Source organism: Rubritepida flocculans DSM 14296, assembly GCF_000425365.1.
In the GTDB taxonomy this organism is placed as follows: Bacteria; Pseudomonadota; Alphaproteobacteria; order Acetobacterales; family Acetobacteraceae; genus Roseococcus; species Roseococcus flocculans.
In genome coordinates this window covers 1-24,040 of record NZ_AUDH01000035.1, presented here as the reverse complement: position 1 = coordinate 24,040, position 24,040 = coordinate 1, and the positions used below count along the sequence as shown (strand labels likewise).

Annotated in this window: 31 protein-coding genes and 1 pseudogene; 22 read left to right on the top strand and 10 right to left on the bottom strand. The window is 72.7% G+C overall.

What is annotated here, in order from left to right; translation table 11 throughout:
• Positions 1-296 (bottom strand): helix-turn-helix domain-containing protein (locus tag H596_RS0117140; RefSeq protein WP_027285923.1); only part of this gene is annotated, 296 nt, incomplete at its 3' end.
• A complete protein-coding gene (gene tcmP, locus H596_RS23555; RefSeq protein ID WP_084602949.1) occupies positions 280-765 on the bottom strand; it encodes a three-Cys-motif partner protein TcmP in 486 nt (161 codons plus the stop codon). The genes tcmP and H596_RS0117140, both read right to left, overlap by 17 nt.
• 359 nt (positions 766-1,124) lie before the next feature.
• Between tcmP and H596_RS22195 the strand changes: the two genes are divergently transcribed.
• Both H596_RS22195 and H596_RS0117130 read left to right on the top strand, forming a co-directional pair.
• Positions 1,125-2,621, top strand: a complete 1,497-nt coding sequence (locus H596_RS22195) for a site-specific DNA-methyltransferase (RefSeq protein ID WP_051213316.1) — start codon at positions 1,125-1,127, stop codon at positions 2,619-2,621.
• Positions 2,611-3,879: a site-specific DNA-methyltransferase gene (locus tag H596_RS0117130; protein ID WP_245584053.1), complete on the top strand. Its 1,269-nt coding sequence runs from the start codon at positions 2,611-2,613 to the stop codon at positions 3,877-3,879. The genes H596_RS22195 and H596_RS0117130 overlap by 11 nt, the downstream gene beginning before the upstream one ends.
• 4 nt (positions 3,880-3,883) lie before the next feature.
• Here the strand turns inward: H596_RS0117130 and mazF are convergent, their stop codons facing one another.
• The 4 genes from mazF to H596_RS22185 form a co-directional block, all read right to left on the bottom strand.
• Complete coding sequence (gene mazF / locus H596_RS0117125; protein WP_027285921.1) at positions 3,884-4,222, bottom strand: endoribonuclease MazF; 339 nt, start codon at positions 4,220-4,222, stop codon at positions 3,884-3,886.
• Positions 4,216-4,458: an AbrB/MazE/SpoVT family DNA-binding domain-containing protein gene (locus H596_RS0117120; protein ID WP_027285920.1), complete on the bottom strand. Its 243-nt coding sequence runs from the start codon at positions 4,456-4,458 to the stop codon at positions 4,216-4,218. The genes mazF and H596_RS0117120 overlap by 7 nt, the downstream gene beginning before the upstream one ends.
• A gap of 135 nt (positions 4,459-4,593) precedes the next feature.
• Positions 4,594-5,409 (bottom strand): DUF3489 domain-containing protein, encoded by an 816-nt coding sequence (locus H596_RS24705; RefSeq protein WP_051213314.1) that lies wholly within the window; start codon positions 5,407-5,409, stop codon positions 4,594-4,596.
• 111 nt (positions 5,410-5,520) lie between these two features.
• Positions 5,521-5,916, bottom strand: a complete 396-nt coding sequence (locus H596_RS22185) for a hypothetical protein (RefSeq protein WP_245584052.1) — start codon at positions 5,914-5,916, stop codon at positions 5,521-5,523.
• A gap of 98 nt (positions 5,917-6,014) precedes the next feature.
• On the opposite strand from H596_RS22185, the gene H596_RS24700 reads away from it, so the two are divergent.
• From H596_RS24700 to H596_RS22180, 6 genes and pseudogenes are all read left to right on the top strand, one after another.
• Positions 6,015-6,593 carry a hypothetical protein gene (locus H596_RS24700; RefSeq protein ID WP_027285919.1) on the top strand — a complete coding sequence of 193 codons (579 nt, stop codon included), beginning with the start codon at positions 6,015-6,017 and terminating at the stop codon, positions 6,591-6,593.
• A complete protein-coding gene (locus tag H596_RS0117100; RefSeq protein WP_051213312.1) occupies positions 6,593-8,599 on the top strand; it encodes a terminase gpA endonuclease subunit in 2,007 nt (668 codons plus the stop codon). The genes H596_RS24700 and H596_RS0117100 overlap by 1 nt, the downstream gene beginning before the upstream one ends.
• 13 nt (positions 8,600-8,612) lie before the next feature.
• The gene (locus tag H596_RS0117095; RefSeq protein ID WP_027285917.1) at positions 8,613-8,849 is read left to right on the top strand and encodes a phage head-tail joining protein; all 237 of its coding nucleotides are present in this window, start codon (positions 8,613-8,615) and stop codon (positions 8,847-8,849) included.
• The gene (locus tag H596_RS0117090) at positions 8,849-10,312 is read left to right on the top strand and encodes a phage portal protein (RefSeq protein WP_027285916.1); all 1,464 of its coding nucleotides are present in this window, start codon (positions 8,849-8,851) and stop codon (positions 10,310-10,312) included. Before H596_RS0117095 ends, H596_RS0117090 begins: the two co-directional genes overlap by 1 nt.
• On the top strand, positions 10,309-11,784 hold the full coding sequence (locus tag H596_RS0117085; protein ID WP_027285915.1) for a ubiquitin-activating E1 FCCH domain-containing protein: 1,476 nt from the start codon (positions 10,309-10,311) through the stop codon (positions 11,782-11,784). Before H596_RS0117090 ends, H596_RS0117085 begins: the two co-directional genes overlap by 4 nt.
• A 19-nt stretch (positions 11,785-11,803) precedes the next feature.
• Positions 11,804-13,816: pseudogene (locus H596_RS22180) on the top strand (prohead protease/major capsid protein fusion protein); the annotation flags it as partial.
• A gap of 131 nt (positions 13,817-13,947) precedes the next feature.
• Here H596_RS22180 and H596_RS24995 read toward each other — a convergent pair.
• Both H596_RS24995 and H596_RS0117070 read right to left on the bottom strand, forming a co-directional pair.
• On the bottom strand, positions 13,948-14,280 hold the full coding sequence (locus H596_RS24995; protein WP_027285914.1) for a type II toxin-antitoxin system PemK/MazF family toxin: 333 nt from the start codon (positions 14,278-14,280) through the stop codon (positions 13,948-13,950).
• On the bottom strand, positions 14,267-14,521 hold the full coding sequence (locus tag H596_RS0117070) for an antitoxin MazE family protein (RefSeq protein ID WP_408735289.1): 255 nt from the start codon (positions 14,519-14,521) through the stop codon (positions 14,267-14,269). Before H596_RS0117070 ends, H596_RS24995 begins: the two co-directional genes overlap by 14 nt.
• A gap of 82 nt (positions 14,522-14,603) precedes the next feature.
• Between H596_RS0117070 and H596_RS0117065 the strand changes: the two genes are divergently transcribed.
• From H596_RS0117065 to H596_RS0117035, 7 genes are read left to right on the top strand one after another with little or no spacing between them, the layout of a single operon-like run.
• Positions 14,604-14,954, top strand: coding sequence for a DUF2190 family protein (locus H596_RS0117065; protein WP_027285912.1), 351 nt, complete (start codon positions 14,604-14,606; stop codon positions 14,952-14,954).
• Positions 14,951-15,259: a head-tail joining protein gene (locus tag H596_RS0117060; RefSeq protein WP_027285911.1), complete on the top strand. Its 309-nt coding sequence runs from the start codon at positions 14,951-14,953 to the stop codon at positions 15,257-15,259. The genes H596_RS0117065 and H596_RS0117060 overlap by 4 nt, the downstream gene beginning before the upstream one ends.
• 10 nt (positions 15,260-15,269) lie before the next feature.
• The gene (locus H596_RS0117055; protein ID WP_027285910.1) at positions 15,270-15,590 is read left to right on the top strand and encodes a phage holin family protein; all 321 of its coding nucleotides are present in this window, start codon (positions 15,270-15,272) and stop codon (positions 15,588-15,590) included.
• Positions 15,587-16,303: a DUF6441 family protein gene (locus H596_RS0117050; RefSeq protein ID WP_027285909.1), complete on the top strand. Its 717-nt coding sequence runs from the start codon at positions 15,587-15,589 to the stop codon at positions 16,301-16,303. Before H596_RS0117055 ends, H596_RS0117050 begins: the two co-directional genes overlap by 4 nt.
• Positions 16,300-16,428, top strand: a complete 129-nt coding sequence (locus tag H596_RS24895) for a hypothetical protein (RefSeq protein WP_281168392.1) — start codon at positions 16,300-16,302, stop codon at positions 16,426-16,428. Before H596_RS0117050 ends, H596_RS24895 begins: the two co-directional genes overlap by 4 nt.
• The gene (locus tag H596_RS0117040; protein ID WP_027285908.1) at positions 16,425-16,871 is read left to right on the top strand and encodes a hypothetical protein; all 447 of its coding nucleotides are present in this window, start codon (positions 16,425-16,427) and stop codon (positions 16,869-16,871) included. Before H596_RS24895 ends, H596_RS0117040 begins: the two co-directional genes overlap by 4 nt.
• Before the next feature lie 31 nt (positions 16,872-16,902).
• Positions 16,903-17,859, top strand: a complete 957-nt coding sequence (locus H596_RS0117035; protein ID WP_027285907.1) for a phage tail tube protein — start codon at positions 16,903-16,905, stop codon at positions 17,857-17,859.
• A 3-nt stretch (positions 17,860-17,862) separates the two neighbouring features.
• Here H596_RS0117035 and H596_RS0117030 read toward each other — a convergent pair whose 3' ends face one another.
• Positions 17,863-18,165 (bottom strand): type II toxin-antitoxin system RelE/ParE family toxin, encoded by a 303-nt coding sequence (locus tag H596_RS0117030; protein ID WP_281168394.1) that lies wholly within the window; start codon positions 18,163-18,165, stop codon positions 17,863-17,865.
• Positions 18,166-18,191: 26 nt separating this feature from the next.
• Entirely contained in the window at positions 18,192-18,464 is a 273-nt protein-coding gene (locus H596_RS0117025) for a type II toxin-antitoxin system ParD family antitoxin (RefSeq protein ID WP_027285905.1), read from the bottom strand.
• A 71-nt stretch (positions 18,465-18,535) separates the two neighbouring features.
• Between H596_RS0117025 and H596_RS0117020 the strand changes: the two genes are divergently transcribed.
• From H596_RS0117020 to H596_RS0116990, 7 genes are all read left to right on the top strand, one after another.
• Complete coding sequence (locus H596_RS0117020) at positions 18,536-18,913, top strand: hypothetical protein (RefSeq protein WP_027285904.1); 378 nt, start codon at positions 18,536-18,538, stop codon at positions 18,911-18,913.
• Between the two features lie 59 nt (positions 18,914-18,972).
• Positions 18,973-19,251, top strand: a complete 279-nt coding sequence (locus H596_RS24695; protein WP_037301881.1) for a hypothetical protein — start codon at positions 18,973-18,975, stop codon at positions 19,249-19,251.
• Positions 19,244-21,385: a tape measure protein gene (locus H596_RS0117010; protein ID WP_027285903.1), complete on the top strand. Its 2,142-nt coding sequence runs from the start codon at positions 19,244-19,246 to the stop codon at positions 21,383-21,385. The genes H596_RS24695 and H596_RS0117010 overlap by 8 nt, the downstream gene beginning before the upstream one ends.
• Positions 21,382-22,068, top strand: a complete 687-nt coding sequence (locus tag H596_RS0117005) for a hypothetical protein (RefSeq protein ID WP_027285902.1) — start codon at positions 21,382-21,384, stop codon at positions 22,066-22,068. The genes H596_RS0117010 and H596_RS0117005 overlap by 4 nt, the downstream gene beginning before the upstream one ends.
• The gene (locus H596_RS0117000; protein WP_245584050.1) at positions 22,065-22,646 is read left to right on the top strand and encodes a hypothetical protein; all 582 of its coding nucleotides are present in this window, start codon (positions 22,065-22,067) and stop codon (positions 22,644-22,646) included. Before H596_RS0117005 ends, H596_RS0117000 begins: the two co-directional genes overlap by 4 nt.
• Positions 22,643-22,996 carry a DUF6950 family protein gene (locus H596_RS0116995; protein WP_027285900.1) on the top strand — a complete coding sequence of 118 codons (354 nt, stop codon included), beginning with the start codon at positions 22,643-22,645 and terminating at the stop codon, positions 22,994-22,996. The genes H596_RS0117000 and H596_RS0116995 overlap by 4 nt, the downstream gene beginning before the upstream one ends.
• A gap of 80 nt (positions 22,997-23,076) precedes the next feature.
• Positions 23,077-23,952, top strand: coding sequence for a hypothetical protein (locus H596_RS0116990; RefSeq protein WP_027285899.1), 876 nt, complete (start codon positions 23,077-23,079; stop codon positions 23,950-23,952).
• Positions 23,953-24,040 lie beyond the last annotated feature (88 nt).

Below are 24,040 nucleotides of genomic sequence, written 5' to 3'. Positions count from 1 at the left end.
CGTTCGACCACCGCGGCGATCTGCTCGGGCGAGGCGGCGGCGAAGGCGCGACCTCGCGGGGCGTCCCGGAACAGGCCGTCGGCGCCGTCTTGCATGTAGCGCGCCTGCCAACGCCAGATCGTGGGTTTGCCTTTGCCGGTCGCCGCGCGGATCGCCATCGTCCCCACGCCGTCCGCGGTCAGCAACACGATCCGTGCCCGCCAGACATGGTGCTGCGGGCTCTTGCGGTCGGAGACCACGCCTTCGAGCCGCTCTCGGTCGCCCGGACGGAGCCGGACCTCAACGCCTTCCCTCATGCGCCCAGACTCGCAGGTCTAGGCCACCAAGGGAATCATCAACATCGATCAAACCACTAGACCTACGGAGGCGGGTGCATTCCCGAGCGACCAGGTCGTTGGCATCGCAGCAATGGATCTCTGGCTCGGGCAGGCTCGGGTCGATTGACTTGGCTTCGGCGATCGCCGCCCTCAGGGAAGCGATGTTATCCTCGTTGGCATCACCGAACACATACCGATTCAGCCTCTCGGCATTCCTCAAGACGCGCAGCGCTGAACCGGCGGCCGCCTCTGGTTCGGGTAGCAGGCTGCCCTGACCGTCCGTTGCGGAGCCCACCGCGCGCCAGCCAGATCCCGCGAACGCGTCGAGGTAGGACAGGCGGAAGCCTTTATCCTTCAGGGCACGCGCGTAAGCAGCGAGATAGCCGGAAACTACGTCGAGCTTGAGCTCAGTGTGACTGCCTCCAAAGTGCTGCACGCGCCTCGACATCTTTCCTCCGCCTCAGTTCTCCGCTGATGTTGCTGATGCTGCCGCATTTTGTGCCACGATGGCAACGAGCGGGTTTGCCTGTCCCCCTCGGCCCGCTGTTACAATTCACCCTGTGGCGGCTCGAAATCCACGTCGGGTATTCTCCCGATACGTCGCAAAGATGTAGCCGCACCGCGGCTCCCGAGCCGCAGTCGCCGCCGAGCCACAGTGGCTCGCCAATCGCAGGGTCCTTCCTGGGCCCGCCGTATGCGGGGGGCGGAAGCGCGCAAGGTTTCTAGCGCCAGGCCAGTTTTCCAGGTTGCCAGCGTCGCGCAGTTGCCAGCCGCGCTGGCCGCCATTCCATCATCACGCAGGTGCAGATGCCCCAGGCCCCATGGTCTGCGAGCGCCGTCGAGGCGCGCGCGGTTGCCTCCCTGCTGCCCTATGCCGGCAACGCGCGCACGCATTCCGCCGAGCAGGTGGCGCAGATCGCGGCCAGCATCCTCGAGTTCGGCTTCGTCGCGCCCGTGCTGGTGGACGAACGCGGCGAGGTCATCGCGGGCCACGGCCGACTGCTGGCCGCGCAGTCGCTCGGCCTCGACACCGTGCCCACGATCGTCCGCGCTGGCCTGACCGAGGCGCAGAAGGCCGCGTATCGCCTCGCCGACAACCGCATCGCGTTGAACGCGGGATGGGACGAGGCGCTGCTGGCGGCCGAGCTCGCAAAGCTGCAGGACACCGGCGAGGTGGACCTCGCCTTCACCGGCTTCGCGGCGGAGGAGATCGACCGGCTGCTGGCCGGTCTCGATGCGGTGGCAACCGAGCCTGGCACCGGGGCGGTTGCCGCGCCTGCAGTTGCCACCACCGCCGCGGCAACCGATGCGCCTGCGCACGAGGAGGCGGAGGACCCCGCCGACGCCGAGCCAGATCCGCCGCGCCAGGCCGTCACCCGGCCGGGTGACCTCTGGCTGCTCGGCGAGCACCGGCTGCTCTGCGGGGACAGCACCGACGCCGCGGCGGTCGCCCGCGTGATGGGCGCCGACCGCGCGGCGCTGCTGTTCACCAGCCCGCCGTATGGGAACCAGCGTGACTACACCACCGGCGGCGTCACGGATTGGGACGCGCTGATGCAGGGCGTGTTCCAGCATCTCGACGGTGCGCTGCGCCGCGACGCGCAGGTGCTGGTGAATCTCGGGCTGATCCACCGCGAGGGGGAATGGCAGCCGTATTGGCAGGGCTGGCTGGACTGGATGCGTGGCCAGGGCTGGCGGCGCTTCGGGCTCTACGCCTGGGACCAGGGGCCCGGCCTTCCGGGCGACTGGAACGGGCGCCTCGCGCCGGCTTTCGAGCTCGTCTTCCACTTCAACCGCGAGGCGCGGCCGCCGAACAAGATCGTGCCGTGCAAGTGGGCCGGCACGCCGAACAAGGGCAGCGGGCTCCGCGCCGCGGACGGCGAGGTGAAGGCCTACACCCACATCGGCCTGCCGGTGCAGGAGATGCGCATCCCCGACAGCGTGCTGCGCATCACGCGGCACAAGGGCCGTGGCATCGAGACCGAGCACCCGGCGGTGTTTCCGGTCGCGCTGCCGGAGTTCCTGATGCGCGCCTACACCGACGAGGGCGACGCCGTGTTCGAGCCCTTCGCGGGGAGTGGCACCACGATCCTCGCCGGCCAGCGCACTGGGCGGCGCGTGCGGGCGATCGAGCTCGCGCCGACCTATGTCGACCTGGCCATCGCCCGCTGGCGGATGCTGCATCCCGACCTGCCGGTGAAGCTGGCCGACGATGGCCGAGGATACGACGCCGTCGCCGCCGCGCGCGCCAGCCTTCAGGCAACGCCCGATCAGGGCGGTAAGGATCCCGCCCGTGCAGCCTGAGATCCAGGTCGAGATGATGCCGCTGGCGTCGCTCGCTCCGTACGCTGCCAACGCCCGGCAGCACCCGCCCGAGCAGGTGGCTCAGCTCGCCGCCTCGATCGGCGAGTTCGGCTTCACCGTGCCGGTGCTGGTGGATGATGCCGGCGTGCTGATCGCCGGCCACGGCCGCGTGCTCGCCGCCAAGGCGCTCGGCATGGAGGCGGTCCCCGCCATCCGTCTCTCGCATCTGACCGCGGCGCAGGCGCGGGCCTATCGGCTGGCCGACAACCAGCTCGCGCTGACCTCGACCTGGGACGAGGCGCTGCTCGCCGCGGAGTTGCGTGCGCTCCGCACGGACGAGTTCGACCTCGGGCTGATCGGCTTCGACGGCGCGACGCTCGACCGCCTGCTGGGCGAGGCCGTATCGGACGCCCCCACGCCGGCCGCCGCGGACCCCGACGCCCCGGCGCCTCCGCCGCCCGAGGCGCCCGTCGCCCGGCCCGGCGACCTCTGGCTGCTCGGGCGGCATCGGCTGCTCTGCGGCGACGCAACCTCCGCCGCCGACGTCGCCCGGCTGCTCGACGGCGCGCGGCCACACCTGATGGTCACGGACCCGCCCTATGGCGTGAACTACGATCCCGAGTGGCGCAACGAGGCCGGCGTCTCCGCCACCATGCGCACCGGCAGGGTCGCCAACGACGACCGCGCCGACTGGCGCGAGGCCTGGGCGCTGTTTCCGGGCGACGTCGCCTATGTCTGGCACGCGGGCGTGCATGCGCGGACCGCGATCGAGAGCCTGGAGGCGGCGGGCTTCGCCATCCGGAGCCAGATCGTCTGGGCGAAGTCGCGCTTTGTGTTGGGGCGGGGGGACTACCACTGGCAGCACGAGCCCTGCCTCTACGCCGTCCGCAAAGGCGCGACCGGCCACTGGCAGGGCGCGCGCGACCAGGCGACGCTCTGGTCGATCGCGACGGGCGGCGACGAGGACGCGGCCACGATCCACGGCACGCAGAAGCCCGTCGAATGCATGCGCCGGCCGATGCTGAACAACAGCGCGCCCGGCGATGCGGTCTACGAGCCCTTCTGCGGCAGCGGCAGCGCGATCATCGCCGCCGAGACCACGGGGCGCCTCTGCTACGCGATGGAGATCGACCCGCGCTACGTGGACGTCGCGGTGCAGCGCTGGCAGGTGTTCACGGGGCGTGCTGCGACGCTCGCCGGGGGGGAGACAGTCTTTGACGACATCGCCGTCGCCCGCGGCACACAGGCGGCGGCGTGAAGCCCTATGCGATCAGCGCCATGAGCTTGGCGCGGACTTCCTCAAGCTCGGCCGCTGCGACGCGGCCCTTGTGCGAAGCGCGTCGGGCGCGCCAATCCAGGCTCTTCACCTGGTCGGCAAGGACCACGCTGTCGGGCTTGCCGGCGATCACAACCTCGAACGGGTAGCCCTTGATCCGCGTTGTCAATGGACAGCAGACCATCAGGCCAGTCTTTCCATTGTAGGCCGCTGGACTCAGCACCAGCGCCGGGCGGCGCCCGGCCTGCTCATGACCGGCCTGGGGGTCAAACTCCAGCCAGACGATGTCGCCGGCGTCCGGGACGTAGGGCGCCCGCCTTACCACACCTCACGGCCCTTCGCCGGGCCGAAATCGACCGCATCGTGCCGGTTCTCCTCGGTGATGCGATCGAGCAGAGAGGCGAGATCGCAGCCGCGATCGCGGATCGGCTCGATGATGATCCGCCCCTCCTCCTCGCGGAGCTCGACAGGCTGATCGAGCGAGAGACGCGCGGCCGCCATCACCGACGCCGGAATGCGCACGGAGGCGCTGTTGCCCCACTTCTTGATCGTGACGCGCATGGCGCCCTCCGATTGCTTGTTGTTGTCAGGCTGTACGGTACCGCCATGGATGTGTCAACATTGTATAGACTCCCTGCCAGGGGTCGCAGCTCCCTGGCGGACGCCATGGCCACGGGGCGCCGGTGCCGGCAGCCCTCACTCCGCGGTCCGGTAGATCGAGTGGGACCCCTTCGCGCCCTCCCTGTTCGGCCCGACCTGGCGGATGCGCTCGGCGGCGATCACGGTGATGCCCTGGCGCTTCTTGAGCCCCGCGAAGAACCCCCGCACCGTGTGAGGCTGCCAGCCCGTCGCCTCGCAGATCTGCGCGATGGTCGCGCCCTCCGCGCGGCGGAGCATCGCCAGCACCTGCTCCTGCTTGGTGCCCTCGCGCGGCTTGCGCGGGGCGGCGGGGTCACGGGGCGTGCGGGCAGGCTTGCCCGCCAGCGCGGTGCGGAGGGCGTCAATGGCGCGGCTGATCGCGTTGTCGGTCGCCAGCTGCGCCGGGCTCGCCTCCCAGGCGGCCAGCACCGCCGCGGCGGCCTCGCGCAGGCTGGCGCGCGGGGCGGGCATGGGCGCGCCCTGGGCGGGTTCGGCATCCTCCACGGGGGCATTCTCCTCCGGCGCGTCCTCCCCGCCCGTAGGCGCCGTGACGGGTACCGGCGCGGCCTCGGCCGGCGCCGGGCGGTGGTGCTGGGTGCCGTCATCGGCGGCGGTGCTGTCCTCGGGGTCGATCCCGATGGCGCGCAGCCCCTGCTCGGTGAGGCGCAGCAGGCGGGTGCGGCCGTCGATCTGCCAGGCGTCGCGGGCATTGTACGCGGCGGCGTGCTCGTCGCGGACCAGCCCCTGCTTGAGCAGGGCCTTCGCCACCGCCTGCCGCGCCCCGGCGGGCAGCCGCTCGGGCGGCGGCGCCAGGCGGTCGGGGCGCTGGCTGGCCTCGCTCAGGATCGCGCGTTGCGTGTCGGTGAGCGTCATCTCGGGGTCTCCGGTTGCGGGAGCCGACCCTTCGGCCCCCTACCGCCCCGAGCCCCGCGGGCCTAGCCCGTCGGGGCTGTGGCGACGCCGCGTCGCGGCGGGCGATGCGGGTCAGTCCTCCGGCGCGGCCTCGGCGGCGATGCCCTCGCCGAGCACAAGGCCCGTCAGGTAGGGCAGACCCGCGGGGATCCCCGTCTCGCGGCTCATGCGGCGCCCGATCCGCCAGGTCATCCACGCGGCGATGGCGCGGGCGACGGCGTCCGGCAGGCTCGCGCCGACGTTGAGGTGGTTGCCGACCTCGTCCGCGAAGTGCCGGCCATGGCGGCTGTCCAGGAAGGCGCGCACCGAGTCCGCATCCGCGCCCGTCGCGTCATGGATGGCGGCGAAGGCGATCGGCCAGGCGGCGGCGGCGCGCTCGCCCATGGTGCCCCAGAAGCCCCAGGCCTCGTTCTGGGTGGGCAGGATGGCGGGGTTGGTCATCGTCGTCTCCATCATGGTGCGGGGCATCCCCTGCGCGTGAGGGAGCATTCGCGCTGCGGCGGGGGCTGAGCCAAGCGCGATTGGCGCTTCGTTGATTGCTTTCTTCGAGGGGTCTCGATCACATCATGATCGCCGCTGCGCAGCCGGGCCGCGTGGCCTCGCAGCGCGAGGTGGCGCGCCGCCTCGGCATTTCCCACACGGCGCTGCAGAAGGCGCAGCGCGCCGGCCGCATCGCGCCCGAGGCCGACGGCGCCTGGGATGTCGAGAAGGTTCGCGCGCGGCTGGCGGACAGCAGCGATCCTGTCCGGAAGACCGCGACTCTGGTGCAGTCAGCAGTGGCAGCACCCCGGCCCGCATCGCCGCCGCCTGTCGCCGCGATTCCGCCGGCCGCCGATCCCCTGCCGCGCGCCGCCCAGAACACCTTCCACGATGCGCGCACGGCGAACGAGGTGCTCAAGGCGCAGGAGCGTCGGCTGCGGCTCGACGAGCGCAAGGGCAAGCTGGTGGACAAGGCGCGTGCCCTGCTGCTGGTGCACCGCCTCGCCAAGGAGGAGCGGGACGCCATCCTCGCCTGGCCCGCCCGCGTCGCTGCCGAGATGGCGGCCGAGCTCGGCGTCGATGCGCATCGGCTGCAGACGATGATGGACACCCGGCTCCGGGCGCACCTCGCCGCGCGGCACGATGTCCGAGTGCAGGTGTCGTGATGCCCGGGGAGCTCGGGACCCCATCGCGGCAAGCCGCGACGGGCACCGATCTGCTGGAGGAGCTCGGCCGCTTCGACGGCGACGCCGAGATCCTGCAGGCCTGGCGCGACGGCATGGCGCCGGAGCCGGCGCTGCTGGTCTCGGAATGGGCAGACCGGCACCGCCTACTCGGCAGCCGCGGCTCGGCCGAGCCCGGCCCCTGGCGCACCGCGCGCACGCCCTACCTGCGCGAGATCATGGACGCGCTGTCGCCGTCACACCCTGCCCGCCGCGTGGTGTTCATGAAGGGGGCGCAGGTGGGCGGCACGGAGTGCGGCAACAACTGGATCGGCTACGTCATCCACCACGCGCCGGGGCCGATGCTCGCGGTGCAGCCGACCACCGAGCTCGCCAAGCGCTTCTCGGACCAGCGCATCGACCCGCTGGTCGAGGAGACGCCGGCGATCCGGGAACGGGTGGCGCCGGCGCGCTCGCGCGACAGCGGCAATCGTCAGCTCAGCAAGGAGTTCCCCGGCGGCCAGCTGGTGATGACGGGCGCCAACAGCGCCGTCGGCCTGCGCTCCATGTCGGCGCGCTTCCTGTTCCTCGACGAGATCGACGCCTATCCGGGCGACGTCGAGGGCGAGGGTGACCCGATCGCGCTGGCCGAGGCCCGCGCCCGGACCTTCGGCTGGCGCCGCAAGGTCTTTCTCGTCAGCACGCCGACCATCGCCGGGCTGTCGCGGATCGAGCGGGAGTATCTCGCGACCGACCAGCGGCGCTATTTCGTGCCGTGCCCCCACTGCGGTCACCAGCAGCATCTGCGCTTCGAGCGGCTGGTCTGGGACGAGGGCCAGCCGGAGACGGCGCGCTACCTCTGCGAGGCCTGCGACGGCGCCATCGGCGAGCAGCACAAGGCGGCGATGCTGGCCGCCGGCGAGTGGCGACCGACCGCCACGGCGACCGACCCGCACGCGATCGGCTTCCACATCTCGGCCCTCTACTCCCCGCCCGGCTGGATGCCGTGGTCGGAGATCGCCCGGCTCTGGCTCGCCGCGCAGGGCGACGATCGCACGATCAAGACGTTCCGGAACACCGTGCTCGGGGAGACCTGGCAGGAGGCCGGCGAGGCGCCGGACTGGCAGCGGCTCTACGACCGTCGGGAGCAATGGCCCGCCGGCACCGTGCCAATGGGTGGGCTGCTGCTGACGGCCGGCGTCGACGTGCAGCGCGACCGGCTCGAATGCTCCCTCTGGGCCTGGGGGCAGGACCGCCAGTCCTGGCTGGTCGAGCACCGCGTGCTCGCCGGCAACCCCTTCGAGGGGAGGGTGTGGGAGGAGCTGCGCCTGCTGCTGGGCGAGACCTGGCGGCACGAGAGCGGGCACCGCATGCCTATCGCCATGGCGGCGATCGACAGCGGCGACGGGATGACGACGGCCGAGGTCTATGCCTTCGTGCGGCGCGCCGGAGCCGGCCGCGCCATCGCGGTCAAGGGCCAGGACGGGCTGCGCGCCGCCATCGGCCAGCCGGCGGCGACAGAGGTGCGGCGCCACGGCCGCAAACTCGGCGGGCTGAAAGTCTGGCCGGTCGGCTCGTCCTTCCTCAAGGCGGAGACCTATGGCTGGCTGAAGCTCGACCGCCCCACCGAGGAGAGCGGCGATCCCTTCCCGCCGGGCTATGTCCATCTGCCGGTCCACGCCGCCGTCGAGGAGTTCTGCCGCCAGCTCACCGCCGAGCAGCTGGTCGCCCGCGCCGGCCGCAACGGCTTCCGCCGGCTGGAGTGGGTCAAGACCCGCGAGAGGAACGAGGCGCTGGACTGCCGGGTCTATGCCCGCGCGGCCGCGGCGGCGCTCGGCATGGATGGCTGGGGCGACGGACGCTGGGCGCGGATGGCGGATGCGCTGTCGCTGCCGGCGGCCGAACTTCGCACTGGCGGGAATGTCGCTCGGCCACCACCCGCGCAGGCCGCACCCGGTACCCATCGCCCGCGCGCCTGGCTCGGGCCGCGCGGCGGCTGGCTGCGCTGACAGGAGGCCGCGCATGGACCCGACCGTCCTCGCCTGGGCGCTGGCGCAGCCCACCGGCAGCCGCGCCGCTGCCCTGGCGTCCGCCTACACGGGCGGCACGACCCGTGTGACCTTCGACGGGCGGACCGTCGAGTACCGCAGCCTGGGTGAGCTCGGCCGCGCGCTCGCGGTGCTGCGCGGGGCGGAGATGACGGCGGCTCGCCGCCCATCCATGACGCTGGCCAGCTTCTCTCGCGGGGGAAGCACGTGATGGGCCGGCTACGAGACGCGTGGAACGTACTGCGCGGGTACGCCGCGGCGCAGGACCAGCGTGCCTCTGCCTGGGCGCCGTCCGGGGGCAGCGCCACGAGCGAGGTCGGCATGGCCGCGGCGACGGTGGCGCGCCGTGCGCGCGACGCCGTGCGCAACGATCCCTACGCCAGCCGCATCGTCGATCTCTGGACGGGCAATGCGGTGGGCGCCGGCATCACGACGCGCTGGCCCGATCAGCGTCATGCCGATGCCTGGCGCCGCTGGGCAGAGAGCACGGCCTGCGATGCCGAGGGCCGGCTCGATCTGTACGGGCTGCAGGCCCTCGTGATGCGCGCCGTCGTCGAGAGCGGCGAGTGCTTCGTCCGCTTCCTCATGGTGCCGCCGTCGCCAGTGAACCCGATCGGCCTCCGCCTGCAGGTGCTGGAGAGCGATCATCTCGACACGGCGCGCAACGGCATGGTGGCCGGGGCCGCGACGATCCAGGGCATCGCCCTCGGCGAGGCCGGCGAGCCGATCGGCTACTGGCTGCACCGGGTGCACCCCGGCGCGGCGTGGATCCTGCCTGGGGCGACCTGGCAGAGCAGCACGCGCGTCCCATCCTCGGAGGTGCTGCACATCTACCGCAAGCGCCGCCCGGGCCAGCTGCGGGACGTCTCCTGGCTCGCCCCCGTGCTGCTCCGGCTGCGTGATCTCGGCGACTACGAGGCCGCGCTGCTGATGAAGGCCAAGATCGAGGCCTGCCTCGCCGCGGTGGTCACCGAGGAGGGCGACGAGGCGCTGACCGGCGCCGCCGCCGGCCTGCTCCGCGACGCGCAGGGCCGCGCGGTCGAGAGCTTCGAGCCGGGGATGATCCTTTACCGTCGCGGCATGGGCTCGGTGGAGGTGGTGAACCCCTCGGGCGGGGGCAGCCACGCCGCCTTCGCCCGCCGTGCCCTGGAGGCGGCAGCGGTCGGCGCAGGCCTGACCTACGACCAGGTCTCTGGCGACCTGACCCAGGCGAACTACTCGTCGCTCCGCGCCGGCAAGATCGAGTTCCGCCGCCTCTGCGAGCAGGTGCAGTACGGCATGCTGATCCCGATGCTGGTGCGGCCCATCGCCGAGCGCTTCCACGCCCAGGGCGCGCTGCTCGACCTGTGGGGCACGGACATGCCGGACGGTGTGTCGCACGTCCCACCGGCGCATGAGATGATCGACCCGCTGAAGGACACGACGGCCCTGATCGCCCAGGTGCGCGCGGGCTTCGTGCCGCAGCCCGAGGCCGCCGGCGCCTTCGGCTACGACTTCCGCGCCGCCGTCGAGATGATCCGCGAGGCGAACGCCCTCCTCGACGAGGCCGGCGTCTCGCTCGACACCGACCCTCGCCGCGTCGCCAGGTCCGGCGCCGCGCAGGACGCCGCGCAGCTCGCCGCCATCGAGATCGCCGCCACCGGCGCGGCCACCAGCCCCGGAGCCCCCGCATGATCCCAGGCGCCTATGACTGGTCCGAGGACATGCTGCGCATGACCTCGCTGCGCCGGCGCTTCCGCGACAGCTTCGTCGGCACCACCCTCGACGAGCGCCGCTGGGAGGTGCTGACGCGTGGCAGCGGCATGACGCTCAGCCTCGCCGATGGCAGCGCCCGCATCACCACCGGCACCACCCTCGACGACGAACTCGCGCTGCTCAGCCGTCCGAGCTTTCGTCTGCCGCTGCGCGTGCTCGTCGCCCTCCACCTCAGCCAGCGCATCGCCGGGCAGACCCTCTGGATCGAGCTGGTCAGCGTCCATCCGGAGACCGGCCAGCCCGACGAGCGCAACATCGCCGCCTGGCGCGTCGACGGCACCAGCGCCACGCTGGCCAACTACGAGGTCGCGGGCGACGGATCGCCCCGGCTCGGCACGCCCTCGGGCGTCACCATCCCGACCACCGCGCCCAGCGGCTGGTCGGTGCTCGAACTCGAGCCGACCAGCGAGGAATGCCACTTCCACACGCGGCTGCTGGACGGCACGGGCCAGCGCGCGCATTCCTACCTGCGCCAGCAGCAGCTTCCCGACCCGAACGCGCTCTACAAGCTGCGTCTGCGCGTGCGCAACCGCCAGGTGTTCCATGGCATCACGGGTGTGGCCGACAATGGCGGCGGGCTCGTGCGCATCACCCGCGCCGCGCACGGCTATGCGAGCGGCGACAGCGTGACACTGGAGAACGTCGCCGGCGTGCCCGGGGCGAACGGCACCTTTCTCATCACCGTCGTCAACGCGAACAGCTTCGACCTGGTCGGGTCGAGCTTCTCGGGCGCCTATGTGAACAACGGCTGGGCCAGCATGAGCCGCAACGCCGACCCCGCCTCGAGCACCGAGCTGCGGCTGCAGTTCGTCACCCTCTCCGACTATGCCGAGCTGACCACCGCCATCACCGCCGGGCGCGGCGGGCTGATCCCCGCCCAGGGGGTCGGCGTGAACGTGCTGAACGCCGCGGTGGCGGTGGGCGGCCAGGCGCGCAACACGGCGGGCGCGCTGCCGGTGCTGGCGGCGACGGGCTACGCGGCGAACCCCGCCGCGGTGACCTCCGCGCGCGGGGTGGATCTGCTCGCCACGCTGATCGGCGCGCTGGTGACAAAGCCCTATGCGATCCCCGAGGCGGATTGGAGCTATGCCGGGCCGCTGTCGGGTCTGGCGACGGGCAGCGACACGCCGGTGCAGACGGCGGCGGGGACGGGTCTGCGCCGCTACGTCACGGCGCTGCAGCTGCAGAACGCGAGCGGCACGGCCAGCGAGTTCCAGGTCAAGGACGGGGCGAGCGTGATCTGGCGCGCGCTGCTGCCGGCGAACCTGCCGCCGACCGACATGGTCTTTCCGACGCCGCTGCGCAGCAGCGCCAACACCGCGCTGAACGTGCAGGCGGTGACGGCCGGGGCGGTGGTAATCGCCAACCTGCAGGGCTTCACGGCGCCGTAGCGGCGCGCGGGAGAGGCGCATGACCGAAACCACCCAGCCGGGCGGCAGCGATGCCGCGCCGGAGCCCGCCGCTGCGCCCGCCGCGGCGGAGGTTCCGCTCCTGGCGCAGCGCGCCATCACCGCGCCGGCCAGCGTCGATCACGCCGCCCGCACCGTCGAGGTGGTGTGGAGCACCGGCGCCCGCGCCCGCAACTTCGTCCCCGCCCTCGGCCTGATCACTGAGGAGCTGGAGATGTCGCCGAACGCCGTGCGCATGGAGGCGCTGCGCTCGGGCCAGGCCCCGGTGCTGAACACCCATCGGCGTGGCGATGCCCGCGACGTGCTGGGCCGGGTCACCGCCGCCCGCCTCGAGCGCGGGCGGGGCTACGCCACGCTGCGGTTCAGCAGCGCCGCGGATGTCGAGCCCGTCTGGCAGCGCATCGCCGACGGCACGCTGCGGGCGGTCAGCGTCGGCTATCGCGTGCACCGCTACGAGCCGCGGCCCGATCCCGCCACCGGCGAGACCGTCCATCGCGCGGTGGATTGGGAGCCCTTCGAGATCTCCGTCGTGCCGGTCCCGGTGGACCGGGACGCGGCGGTCCGCGCGCAGGGAGAGCAGGGCCTCTCCGCGCCGGCAATCGAACCCGCCCTGCCTGACGAGGACCCACCCATGCCCGAGACGACGCCGGCCGAGCCGGCTGCTGCCCCGTCGGCGCCGCCCGCTGCGTCGCCGTGCACCCCGTCCCAGGAGGCCACCGTGACCGCCACGCCCAGCGCACAGGCGCCGGAACCCACCCGCACCGCGCCCGACCTCGACGCCGTGCGTGCCGAGGCGAGCCGCGCCGAGCGCGAGCGCATCGCCGGCATCGACGCCGCCGTCGAGGCCGCACGCGCCCTGCTGCCGGCAGAGCGCATCGCACCCATCCGCGCCGAGGCGATCGCCCAGGGCTGGACGGGCGACCAGGTCCGCCGCGCCCTGTTCGACGCCCTCCTCGCCCAGGGCCCGCGACCCTCCATGCCCGCCCGCCCGGAGACCGGCCCCGGCCACGACGACGCGGCGCAGATCCGCGACGCCATGGCCGAGGCGATCGCCACCCGCGCCATGCCCGGCTACCAGCCGCCCAGCACCGGCCCCGGCGCCGGCCGCCACGCCGAGTTCCTGGGCTGGCGCCCCTCCGACATGATCGGCGAACTCCTCCGGCTGAAGGGCGAGCGGCAGATCCCGCGCAACCCGGCGCTGCTCGCCGAACGCGCCTTCCACACCACGAGCGACTTCCCCGCCCTGCTCTCGGCGGCGGCCAACAAGATGCTGCTCGCCGCCTACCAGCCGGCCCAGCCCAGCTACCGGCAGATCTTCCTCCGGCGCGACTTCCGCGACTTCAAGCCGCACCGGCACCTGCGCCTCGGCGATTTCCCGACCCTGCTGCCGCTCGCCGAGAACGGCGAGATCCAGGTCGGCACCATGTCCGAGAGCCAGGAGATCGTCCTGCTGCAGACCTTCGCCCGGCGCCTCCGCGTCACCCGGCCCATGCTGGTGAACGACGACCTCGGCGCCTTCACCGACTTCGCCGCCGCAATCGGCCGGCGCGTCGCGGATTTCGAGAACGCCACCGCCTACCAGCTGCTCAACGCCGCCAATGGCGACGGGCCGACGCTCGCCACCGGCAACGCGCCCGTGTTCTCCACTGCGGCGGCGCGGGCCAACAAGGCGGGTGCGGGCAGCGCCCTCGACCTCGCGGGGCTGGCCGCCGGCCGCGCCGCCATCATGCGCCAGCGCACGCTCGACGGGCCGCCGATCGCCATCGGCAACGCCATGCGCCTGCTGGTCGGGCCGAACCAGGAACTCGCCGCGCGGCAGCTCACGGTAGCGATGCAGGCCACGCAGGTCGGACAGGCCAATGTCTACGCGGGCTTCGTGCAGCCGGTCGTCGAGCCGCTGATCCCGGCCAACCGCTGGTACCTGTTCTCCGAACCCGCCGCCGCGCCGGTCTACGTCTACGGCACCCTCAACGGCGCCGAGGGGCCGCAGGTCACCACCGGCCCGGTGCAGGGCGCCGACGGCATCGAGGTCTCCGTGATCTTCGATTTCGGCGTCGGCGCGATCGACTTGGGCCCCAAGCGCGTTTCGCAGAAACGCGCTTGGGAACCCGGTGGCGCGGCGCCTGGTTCAACCCGGGGACGTGATCAGCCGAAGCCCAGAAACACGGCGAGGCTGCGGTTCAACGCCACCGCCTCGTCGTCCGAGATGCGGCCGATCACGCCTCCGACCCGATCCCGCCGAATGCTGGTGAGCTTGTCCACCATCACCCAGCTTGGCGCCCGCAGCGCCAAGCGGTCGCTGGGCGACAGCGGAACCCGCAGCAGCCCCGCATCCTTCCGTACCGAGGTCAGCGGGCACACCACGACGCCGAGCGTCTGGTCGTAGAGATCGGACTGCACCACCACCGCCGGGCGAGGCTTGCCGGCATAGTCACCCCCGCCGCGATCGGCGACGAGAACGACATCACCCCGGCGCATCGTAGGCAGGAATGTCGGTGTCCTCCTCGGGCCAGGCGCAATGGTGCTCGATGAAGGCCATCACGTCCTCGAACTCGGCGCGGTCGGCATCGACCAGCCGCGACTGACGGCGCGCCTCCTCGACAAAGCCGGGCGCGCGAGTGTCCGGCACCCAGATCTGGATCGGGCGCAGCCCGCGTCGCCGCAGCTCGGCGCGGTGGGCGGCGACCCGCTTGCGGACTTCGGAGCCGGGCATCAGCACCTCCAACGAGGGTTACATGTAACGCGCGCCGGCGTGGACTGCAAGCCGCGCTGCGCCTCCACCCACCACAGGAGTTCTCCCCATGCGCAACTGCCTTCGTCCCGACGCACGCTCCATCCCGATGGCGGTGCCCTACACGGGCGGCATCCTCGCCGGGCAGGGCCTGCTGGTCGGCGCCTTCTTCGGTGTGGCGGCCGCCGACGCCGCGCAGAACACGCTGGTCGAATGCGAAACCCGCGGCGAGTTCGAACTCCCCAAGGAGCCTGCGCTGGCCATCACCCAGGGCGCGCGCGTGTTCTGGGACAACACCCACCGCCGCATCACCACCACCGCCAGCGGCAACTACGAGGTCGGACTGTGCACCGTCACCGCCGCCGGCACCGATCCCACCGTGCGCGTCATGCTGGCCCGCGTGCCGGCGGCAGGCGCTTGACCGCCTTCGCCGCGGCCATGGCGGCGCTGCTCGCCGATCCCCATCTCGGCGCGGCGGCGCTCTACCGCCAGGGCGGCAGCGGGCCAGCGGTGCCGGTGCGCGTGCTGCGCTCCTCGCCCGATCGCGTCGGCGAGGCCTTCGGGACCGAGATTGTCGCGGCGACCGACCTGCTCTCCGTCGCCATCGCGACGCTGCCCGACCTCGCCCCCGGCGACAGCTTCACCCTCGGCGACGAGCTGCTCACCGTCACCCAGGCCGAGCGCGACGCCACCGGCACCGTCTGGCGCGTGCTCTGCCAGCGATAGGACGACCGCCATGCCGCAGAACAGCCCGAGCCTCTGGGTGGTGGCGGTCGAGCTCGCCATGGGCGCCGCCGCGGGCCTCGCCGGGGGCTTCGTGCGCTGGAACCACCCGGAGCGGCGGCGCCTCGGCTGGTGCCTGGCCTGGGAGGTGCCCTCGGCCGCGCTGGTCGGCAGCGCCGGTTATGCTTTGGCCGGGCTGCTCGAGTTCAACGAATACGGGCGCTTCCTGTTCGCCTTCGTGTTCGGCTACCTCGGCCAGGCGGCGCTGCACGATCTCGCCGTGGCGATCCTGCGCCACCGCAGCGGCCTGCCGCCGGGCGGGCCTGCGCCGTGAGGCTCACCGCCACCCTCACCGGCGATCTGCGCCGGCTGCTGGCCGAGGAGGTGCGCGCCGGGGAGCGGGCGGCGATGGCCGCGATCCGCGCCGAGACCGAGCAGGTCAAGCAGGAGCTGCGCCAGCAGGTGATGGCGGCCTTCGGCGGCGACGCCCGCGGGGTGGCCAATGCCTGGCGCGGGCGGGTGTTTCCGACCTCGGGGGAGTCGCTGCGCCCGGCAGGGCTGGTGTTCACCAGGCTGCCGAAGGTGATCGACGCCTTCGAGCGCGGCGCGCTGATCCGCCCCAAGGGCGGAGGGAAATTCCTGGCCATTCCGACCAGCTTCAACCGGCAGGGCGGGCGGCGCGGCGCCAAGGCCCGGGTCAGCCCGGCGCAGATGGTCGCCTCGCGGCAGGGGTTTCTCCGGCCCTTGAAGTCCGGGCGGGGTTTCGTGTGGTGCTTGCCCGTGCGCCAGGGACAGAGGACCGGGCGCGGCCGCGCGCCGCTGATTGCCGGCGGGCTGATGGCGGTCGCCACCTCCCGCCGCAAGGGGGCGGCGGCCTGGCAGCAGGCGCTGCTCGCCCAGGGCTTCGTGCCGATGTTCCTGCTGCTGCCGCAGGTCAGGCTCGCCAAGCGGTTGGACGTGCAGGGGGCCGCCGAGCGCGCGCTGCGCCGGCTGCCCAGGCGCTTTGTCGCCGCCTGGGAGCGCGAGAGCGGGAGGGCAGCGGCATGAGCCGACGCGCGAGTCTCTTCCTGATCGCAAGCCTCGCCGTTCTGGGTTGGGTCGGCGTCGCCTTCGGCCTGGCGCTCACCTGGGTCGCAGGGCGCTTCATGGCGACACTGCTGGGCTGGGCATGAGCACGCGCGAGGCCGCCATCGCGGCGCTTCATGGCCGGCTCGTGACGGCGCTCGCCGCACGAAATCCGGCTCCCACAATCCTCCGCGGCGAGACCGTGCCGCAGCGGCTGCCGCCCGGCGGGCTGGTCATCCTGCGCGACGGCGAGACCGTGGAGGAGAGCGCGATCCTCTCGCCGCTCTCCTACGCGATCGAGCACCGCGCCGAGGTGGAGGTCACCGTCGCCGGCGCGACGCCCGCCGCCCGCGCCGCCCTGCTCGACGCCCTGCTCATGGACATCGCCGCCGCCACCACCGCCGACCGCACGCTCGGCGGCGCGGTGGAATGGGCGCAGCCCGGCGCGGCCGAGTTCGAGGACGTGGAATTCGAGGGTGCCGCCGCCGCCCGCGCCGCGCGCCTGCCGTTGACGCTGTTCTTCACCGTGGCCGGCTCGCCGCTGGCCTGACCCCTGTCGATCCCGATCCCGGAGACCCGCGATGCCCCGTGCCATCGGCGCCAACTGCCGCGTCCACACCTTCCCCGAGACGGTCTACGGCACCGCGCCCGGCGGCAACTGGCGCCGCATGCCCTTCCTCTCCATCGACCTCGGCGCCGAGCAGCCGCTGCTCGACAACGCCATCATCGGCGTGGGGGCGAACCGCGATCCCGCCGCCCCCTTCCTCGACACCGTGACCGTGCAGGGACAGGCGGTGGTGCCGGTCGACCTCATCAACATCGGCCACTGGCTGCGCCTGCTGCTCGGGCCGCCCACCACCACCGGCACCAGCCCGAACTTCATCCACACCTTCGCCTCCGGCGCGGCGGCGTTGCCGTCGAACAGCATCGAGATCGCCTATCCCGACGTGCCAAGCTACGACGTCTGCGCCGGGGTGCGCGCCGACGCGCTGGAGATCGACTTCTCTCCCACCGGGCCGGCCACCGCGACCCTCGGCCTGATGGGCCAGGGCTCGACGCGCGGCGCCAGCAGCAGCGCCGGCACGCCGACCAGCCACGCGCTCACTCTGTTCCACAAGGCGCAGGGCAGCATCTCGCGCAACGGCACGCCGCTCGCCCAGGTCACCGGCGCGCGGCTGACCTTCGGCAACGGCATGGAGATGGTCCGTACCATCCGCACCGACCGCCGCATCGAGGGCATCGATCCGGGCGTCTGCCAGGCGACCGGCCAGATCACGGTCCGCTTCGAGAACACGACGCTTCTGACCCAGGCCCAGGACGGCACGGCAGCGGAGTTCGCCCTGGCCTACACCATCAACGCCAACCGCAGCCTGACTTTCACCCTGCACGAGGTCTATCTGGCGCTGGCTAGGACGCCGATCGAGGGGCCAGCCGGGGTGGAGGCGAGCTTCGACTTCCGGGCGGCGTTCAACGCCACCGCCACCCGCATGATGACCGTGGCGCTCAGGAACGATCAGGCCGGCACGGTCTATGCGTGAGGATCACGTGTCGCCAAACATGCCGCGCAGCGCGTCCTGCAGATCGCGGGCCCCGTGCAGGACCCGCAGGATGCGCGGCGGCGTCGCCGTCGCCCGATAGACGATCACGAACTGGAAATCCGACACGACGAGGAAACGCACATCCTCGGGCGCCAGGGCAGGGCGCGTGACGCCCATCTGCGGATAGGTCCCGATGCGAAGAGCGGCGGCCACGACCTGCTCGCGAAGCCGCCGCGCCGCGGCCGGATTGTCGTCGGCAATGAACGCCGCTGCTTCCGCGAGGTCGCGACGTGCCTGGGCCGACAGGATGGCCGGGCGTGGGGGCGCGGAGCTCAGCGGGCCTGCTTCCGAGCCCGCTTTGCTTCCGCCTCGGCGATGACCGCGTCCATTTCGCCGGCGACCTGCTCGACCTCGAACCAGCCCGTCTCGTCAGCCTCGCGCTCCGCGGCTTCGAGCATGCGCGTGAAAGCCGCGCGCCTCTCCTCCTGGTGCTGCAGCAATCGCAACGCCGCGCGCATGACCTCGCTCACACTGCCATAGCGCCCGGAGGCCACGCAGCGCTCCGCAAAGCCTTCGAGCTCGGGCGTCAGGCTGACATTCGGCATCCCGCCCTCCTGTCCATAGCTATGTCAGAGTTTGACATGGCGGGGGTGCATTTCAAGTCCGGAGACCTCCCATGCTCACCCTCGACCTCCCGACCGAGCCCTACTGGATCGACCTTGCGCGCGGCGTGCGCGTCGAGATCAAGCCCGTAGACACCGCCATCATGGCGGCGGCCCAGGCCGGGGCGGCGCGCCGCCTCGCCGCCCTGCGCGCCGCCGATCCCGACCTCGATCCCGACCTCACGCGCGGGCTCGCTTTCGCGCTGCTCTGCAAGGGCCTCGCGCGGCACGCCATCACCGCCTGGGAGGGCGTCGGCGACGCCAAGGGCAGGCCGCTGCCGCTCACGCCCGAGGCCGCCGAACGGCTGATGGACCTCGACGACATGGCCTCCTCCTTCTGGGACGCGATCTCCCGCCCGCTGGCGGCGGTGGCCTCCGAGGGAAACGGCTGAGGGGCCGCGCCGAATGGCATTTCGGCGTCGGCCCGGAGTACTGCCGTGGTTGTGCGGGCTTGCAACGCGACTGCGGCATCCAATGCCCCTACGCCGCCCACGCCCCCGCCAGCGCCGAAGCCGCCGCCGTCTGGCGGGCGGGAACGGCGGCGGCGAGGATCGGCCCGGCGGGGCTTGAGGTCGATGTGGCCGGCGCCGTCGCGCTGGCCGCCGCGGCCGGCGTGGCCGGCTGGGCGGCGGCCGAGATGATCGCGGCGTTCCGCGAGGGCGTGGACCTGGGGCAGGCGGCGCGGCGCCACCGCGCCCCGGCCCCGGAGGGAGGCGGCGAGAATGGCTGACGCCACCCGGCGCGTCTCCGTCCGGCTGTCGCTCGACGACGGCGCGCGCGTCAAGCAGGGCATGCGGGAGGTCGGCGAGGCCGGCGACCGTGAACTCAAGCGCATCAAGGACGGGGCCGATCGCGCTTCGCAGTCCCTGCGGCTTCTCGATGCGGCGACGCGCGCGCTGTCTTTCCTCGGCGTCGCGGCCGGGCTGCGCGCCCTCGTCATGGCCGGCGATCAGCTTGCCGCGTCCATGGGTCGGCTCACGAACGCCCTCGGCAACGTCGAGCGGGCCGGCGAGGTCTATGAGGCCCTCTCCCGCGATGCCTTGCAGACCGGCGTGGCGGTGCGCGAGAGCGTCGATGCCTTCAACCGCTTCTCCATCGCGGCGGGCGAGATCGGCGCGACGTCGGAGCAGGTGCTCCGGCTCGTCACCGGCCTGCAACGGCTTGCGATCTCCTCGGGCGCCAGCACGCAGGAAATCCAGGGCAGCACGCAGCAGCTGGCCCAGGCGCTCGCCTCGGGCGTGCTGCAAGGCGACGAGCTGCGCAGCATTCTCGAAGGGCTGCCCCGCCTGGCCCAGGGCCTCGCACGCGAGCTCGGCGTCTCCATCGGCGAGCTGCGCAAGCTGGGGAGCGAGGGCAGGCTCACCGCCGATGTGGTCTTCCCGGCGCTGCTCCGCGCAATCGACCGCGTCAACGGCGAGTTCGAGCGCGCGCCGCTTTCGGTCGGGCGCGCCTTCGGGCAGTTGACGGCGGCGGCCGACCAGTTCCTGGCGCGGCTCGACCAGGCGATCGGCCTGTCGAGCCGTCTCGCCCAGGCGCTCTCGGCCGGGGCGCGGGCGCTCGACGCCGTGCGGCGCGGGGCGGGGCTGATGACCGAGAGCGAGCGCCTCGCCGACATGCGCGCGCAGCGCGACGCCCTGGCGGCCGAAATCCGGCGCCTGGAGGAGGAGGCCGAGCGCCCGCCGCCGCGACGCGGCACGATCCGCCGCGGGCTGACCGGCATCGCGGAGCGCCAGGCCGGCGTCGATCGCGCGCGCCGGCTCGAGGAGCTCCGCCAGCAGTACCGCGAACTGAGCGAGGAGATCGGACGCCAGGAGCGGGAGGCCGCCGAGCGCAGCGAGGCCGAGCGGGAGGCGGCGGCGCAGCGCGCGGCCGAGGCGCGCCGGCAGCGGGCCTTGCAGGACGCCGCCGAGCTTCGCCGGAAGCTCGACGCCGAGTTCCGCATCCAGGAGGAGTTCGAGGAGCGCATCCGCCGCCTGCGCGAGGCCGAGAGCGCTGGCGCCATCGACGCGGCCGAGCGGCAGCGCCTGGAAGCCCTGGCGACGCGCGAGCGCGACGAAGCCCTGCGCCGCCTGGAAGGCTCCGTCCGTCGCGTCACGGCGGCGCAGCGCGAGAACCGCGACGCCGAGCGCGAGACGAACGAAATCCTGCGCGAGCGCGAGCGGCTGATCCAGAACAACGAGGACGCGCAGGAGCGCTATGCCCGCCGCCTGGAGACCCTTGGCCGGCTCGTCGAGCGCGCCGAGAGCATCGGCGTGCCGATCCCCGACGAGATCATCTTCCGGGAGGCCACGGCCGCGCTGGAGGAGCTTGAGCGCGCGCAGAACCGCCTGACCGACGCCACCGGCCGGAGTTCGGACACGGCCCGCGAGCTCGGCCTGACCTTCTCCTCGGCCTTCGAGGACGCGATCATCCGAGGGAAGAAGTTCTCCGACATCCTCAAGGGGATCGGCCAGGATGTCGCCCGCATCATTGCGCGCCGGACGATCACCGAGCCGCTCGGCAATGCGCTCAACAATGCCCTGTCGGGCTTCTCCTTCGACAGCGTGTTCGGCCGCATCGGCTCCGCGATCGGCGGCCTCTTCCGGGCGGAGGGCGGCCCGGTCGCCGCCGGGCAGCCCTACATCGTGGGCGAGCGGGGACCGGAATGGTTCGTGCCGAAGCAGGCGGGCACCGTCCTGCCGAACGGCACCGCGCCGGGCGGCACCACGATCAACACCTCCATCGCCATCGACGCCCGCGGCGCCGATGCCGGGGTCGAGGCGCGGCTGCGGATCATGGGCGCGCAGATCGCCCGGCAGGCCTCGGCGATGACGCTGGACGCCATCCGCCGCGGCGGCGCGGCCTACGAGACGGTGCGCGGATGACGGAATACGCCTGGCCCGCCGAGCTTCGCCCCTCCCGGCAGGTCTTCTATCTCCAACCCAACACGCCGCGCTTCGTCTCGCCGATCACGCGGCAGACCCAGGTGCTGCGGCGCGAAGGCGCCCGGTGGATCGCCGACCTCACCTTCGATCCGCTGAACGCTCGGCTGGCCGGCGTGCTGGAAGGGCTGCTCGCGGCACTCGCCGGCTCGGTCAACACGGTCCGGCTGCGCGACTTTCGCCGGGAGTTCCGGACCGGCGATCCGCGCAGCCAGGGCGACGTGCCGAGCGGCCCCTACAGCTTCAACGACAATACCATCTTCACGGACAACACCGGCCTGGTCGTCGGGTCCGGCAACCCCTCGCTCGCCGCCGGCGCGCCGCGCGGCGCCCTGCAACTGAGCACGCAAGGCTGGTGGCCGAACGCCCTCGCCGTGGGGGCGGGCGACGGCATCGGCCTCGGCGGACGGCTCTACATGGCCACCGCGCGCGTCACCGCCTCCGGCACGGGCACGGCGACCATCCCCATCGCGCCGCCGCTGCGCGCCGCGGCACCCATCGGCGAGGCTTTGATCTTCAACAAGGTCACCACCCCCATGCGGCTCGTCTCCGACGACGAGAGCGTCAACCCGACCCGCCCAGGCCGCTTCACCGCGATCTCCTGCCGCTTCGAGGAGGCCCTGTGACCGATCCGGCCATCCGCGCCACGCCCCGGCTCACCGATCAGGCGGCCGCCGCCGCCACCGCTCCCGTCGCCGCGCCGGTCATCCTGTGCGATCTCGACTTCGCCTCCGGCCCGTTCCGGGTCTGGACGGGCCTCGGTCAACTCTCCTGGGCCGGCCACCTGTTCGAAGGCATCGGGGATCTCGGCGTCATGAGCGACGTGGAGGAGACGGTCGAACTGCGCGCCGTGCGCCTGACGCTCTCGCTCTCGCCCGTCCCGCAGGCGGTCATCGACATCGCGCTTTCCGAGCGGTCCTACCGGCTGCGGAGCGCGCGGCTGTGGCTCGCCCTGCTCGACGAGGCGGGCGGCTTCGTCGCCGATCCCTTCCCGCTCTGGGCCGGCATCATGGACACCATGGAGGTCGTGGACGGCGCGGAGCCGCGCGTCACGCTCTCCTGCGAAAGCCGCCTCGTCGATCTCGAGCGCGCCGAGGTGCGCCGCTACACGGACGCCGACCAGCAGGCCGAATACCCGGGCGACCGCTTCTTCGAGTATGTGCCGGCCTTGCAGGACGCCGAGATCAGGCTGCCGCGCCGGTGAAGCGACTCCCGGACTGGCCGGCCCGGCTCGCGGCGGTGCTGCGGGAGGCAGAGCGGCGCCCCTTCGACGAGGCGCGCTGGAACTGCGGACGCTTCGTGCTCGCCTGCATCGAGGCCATGACCGGGCGGCGCCCCTCCTGGCGCGCGGCGCCCACCCTCGAAGCCACGGCGGCCAGCGCGGGCTTCCCGCTCATCGCCCCGGCCCTCGCGCGGGCGGGCGACGCGGTGATGGCGCCCGATCCTGATCGGCTCGGGATCGTGGTCGCGGCTGGCCGCGCCGCCTTCGTCGGGCCGCACGGCCTCCTGCACGTCCCTGCCGCGTCCTGCGCGGCGGCCTGGAGGATCGGCTGACGGCACCCTCGCGGCAGCGCGGCCGGCCGGATTTTCCAACCCCAGCGGCGCCTTCGGCCGCGATGCCGCGAGGATCCCTCATGCCCGCCGCCATCCCCATCGTCGCGGTCATCGCGGGCGCGGTCGGCTCGGCCGCGGTCGGCGGCGGCGTCATCGGCGCCCTCGTGGGCGCGGGTGCCGCCATCGCCGTCTCGGTCATCGGCGGCGCCATCTTCTCCTCGCCGCGCGCCGCCAGCAGCGCGAGCTTCAACGACACGGGCGGCGGCACGACCACCACCGCCGTCGAGGCCCAGGCGCGCACGCAGTCCTTCCGGCAGGCCATCACCGAGCATCAGATCGTCTTCGGGCGCGCAAAGGTCAGCGGCCCCATCGTCTTCATCCACAGCGCCACCGACGATGAGGGGCGGGAGGACGGCCACTTCTACGCCGTGGTCGTCCTGGCGGGCCACCGCGTCCGTTCGATCGGCGAGGTGTTCCTCGCGGACAAGTCCGAAGCCGATCCGGTCTTCAGCGGGCTGGTCCGGATCGACCGTCATCTGGGCGACCCCGATCAGGCGGCGAACGGGAACCTCGTCGCCGAGACGGGCGGGAAGTGGACCCCCGATCACCGCGGGCGCGGCCGGGCCTACATCGCCGTCCGGCTCAAGATGCGCCCCGAGGCATTCCCTTCCGGGCCGCCGAACATGGCCGCCATCGTCGAGGGGGCCGATACGATCCACGACCCGCGCACCGGCGGCTTCGGCTGGACGGACAACGCCGCGCTCTGCCTCGCCTGGTATCAGTTACCCACCGGCGGTCCCGACCCGCCGTGGATGAAACTGTGGCACTATGGTTTGGCTGGTGGCGAGGTCGGCATGGTCATGGTGCGCCAGAGCCCGCGTATCAGTTGGACCCGGAAGGCCCCGAGCACCCTCGCTTGCGCCAAGGGCGGCGACGCCTGGGAGCGCGCTGTCTAGACTTCCCTTCTTGGGCCTTCTCCACCGGTCTTGGCAGAGGAGGAGAGAGCGATGGAAGTGCTGCATCCCCGCTGTGCGGGGCTTGATG

Coding starts and splice junctions, on each gene's coding strand:
- tcmP (WP_084602949.1), bottom strand. CDS start 765: ATGTCGAGGCGCGTGCAGCACTTTGGAGGCAGTCACACTGAGCTCAAG.
- H596_RS22195 (WP_051213316.1), top strand. CDS start 1,125: ATGCCCCAGGCCCCATGGTCTGCGAGCGCCGTCGAGGCGCGCGCGGTT.
- H596_RS0117120 (WP_027285920.1), bottom strand. CDS start 4,458: ATGCGCGTCACGATCAAGAAGTGGGGCAACAGCGCCTCCGTGCGCATT.
- H596_RS24705 (WP_051213314.1), bottom strand. CDS start 5,409: ATGACGCTCACCGACACGCAACGCGCGATCCTGAGCGAGGCCAGCCAG.
- H596_RS22185 (WP_245584052.1), bottom strand. CDS start 5,916: ATGCCCCGCACCATGATGGAGACGACGATGACCAACCCCGCCATCCTG.
- H596_RS24700 (WP_027285919.1), top strand. CDS start 6,015: ATGATCGCCGCTGCGCAGCCGGGCCGCGTGGCCTCGCAGCGCGAGGTG.
- H596_RS0117100 (WP_051213312.1), top strand. CDS start 6,593: ATGCCCGGGGAGCTCGGGACCCCATCGCGGCAAGCCGCGACGGGCACC.
- H596_RS0117095 (WP_027285917.1), top strand. CDS start 8,613: ATGGACCCGACCGTCCTCGCCTGGGCGCTGGCGCAGCCCACCGGCAGC.
- H596_RS0117090 (WP_027285916.1), top strand. CDS start 8,849: ATGGGCCGGCTACGAGACGCGTGGAACGTACTGCGCGGGTACGCCGCG.
- H596_RS0117085 (WP_027285915.1), top strand. CDS start 10,309: ATGATCCCAGGCGCCTATGACTGGTCCGAGGACATGCTGCGCATGACC.
- H596_RS24995 (WP_027285914.1), bottom strand. CDS start 14,280: ATGCGCCGGGGTGATGTCGTTCTCGTCGCCGATCGCGGCGGGGGTGAC.
- H596_RS0117065 (WP_027285912.1), top strand. CDS start 14,604: ATGCGCAACTGCCTTCGTCCCGACGCACGCTCCATCCCGATGGCGGTG.
- H596_RS0117055 (WP_027285910.1), top strand. CDS start 15,270: ATGCCGCAGAACAGCCCGAGCCTCTGGGTGGTGGCGGTCGAGCTCGCC.
- H596_RS24895 (WP_281168392.1), top strand. CDS start 16,300: ATGAGCCGACGCGCGAGTCTCTTCCTGATCGCAAGCCTCGCCGTTCTG.
- H596_RS0117040 (WP_027285908.1), top strand. CDS start 16,425: ATGAGCACGCGCGAGGCCGCCATCGCGGCGCTTCATGGCCGGCTCGTG.
- H596_RS0117035 (WP_027285907.1), top strand. CDS start 16,903: ATGCCCCGTGCCATCGGCGCCAACTGCCGCGTCCACACCTTCCCCGAG.
- H596_RS0117025 (WP_027285905.1), bottom strand. CDS start 18,464: ATGCCGAATGTCAGCCTGACGCCCGAGCTCGAAGGCTTTGCGGAGCGC.
- H596_RS0117020 (WP_027285904.1), top strand. CDS start 18,536: ATGCTCACCCTCGACCTCCCGACCGAGCCCTACTGGATCGACCTTGCG.
- H596_RS0117010 (WP_027285903.1), top strand. CDS start 19,244: ATGGCTGACGCCACCCGGCGCGTCTCCGTCCGGCTGTCGCTCGACGAC.
- H596_RS0117005 (WP_027285902.1), top strand. CDS start 21,382: ATGACGGAATACGCCTGGCCCGCCGAGCTTCGCCCCTCCCGGCAGGTC.
- H596_RS0116990 (WP_027285899.1), top strand. CDS start 23,077: ATGCCCGCCGCCATCCCCATCGTCGCGGTCATCGCGGGCGCGGTCGGC.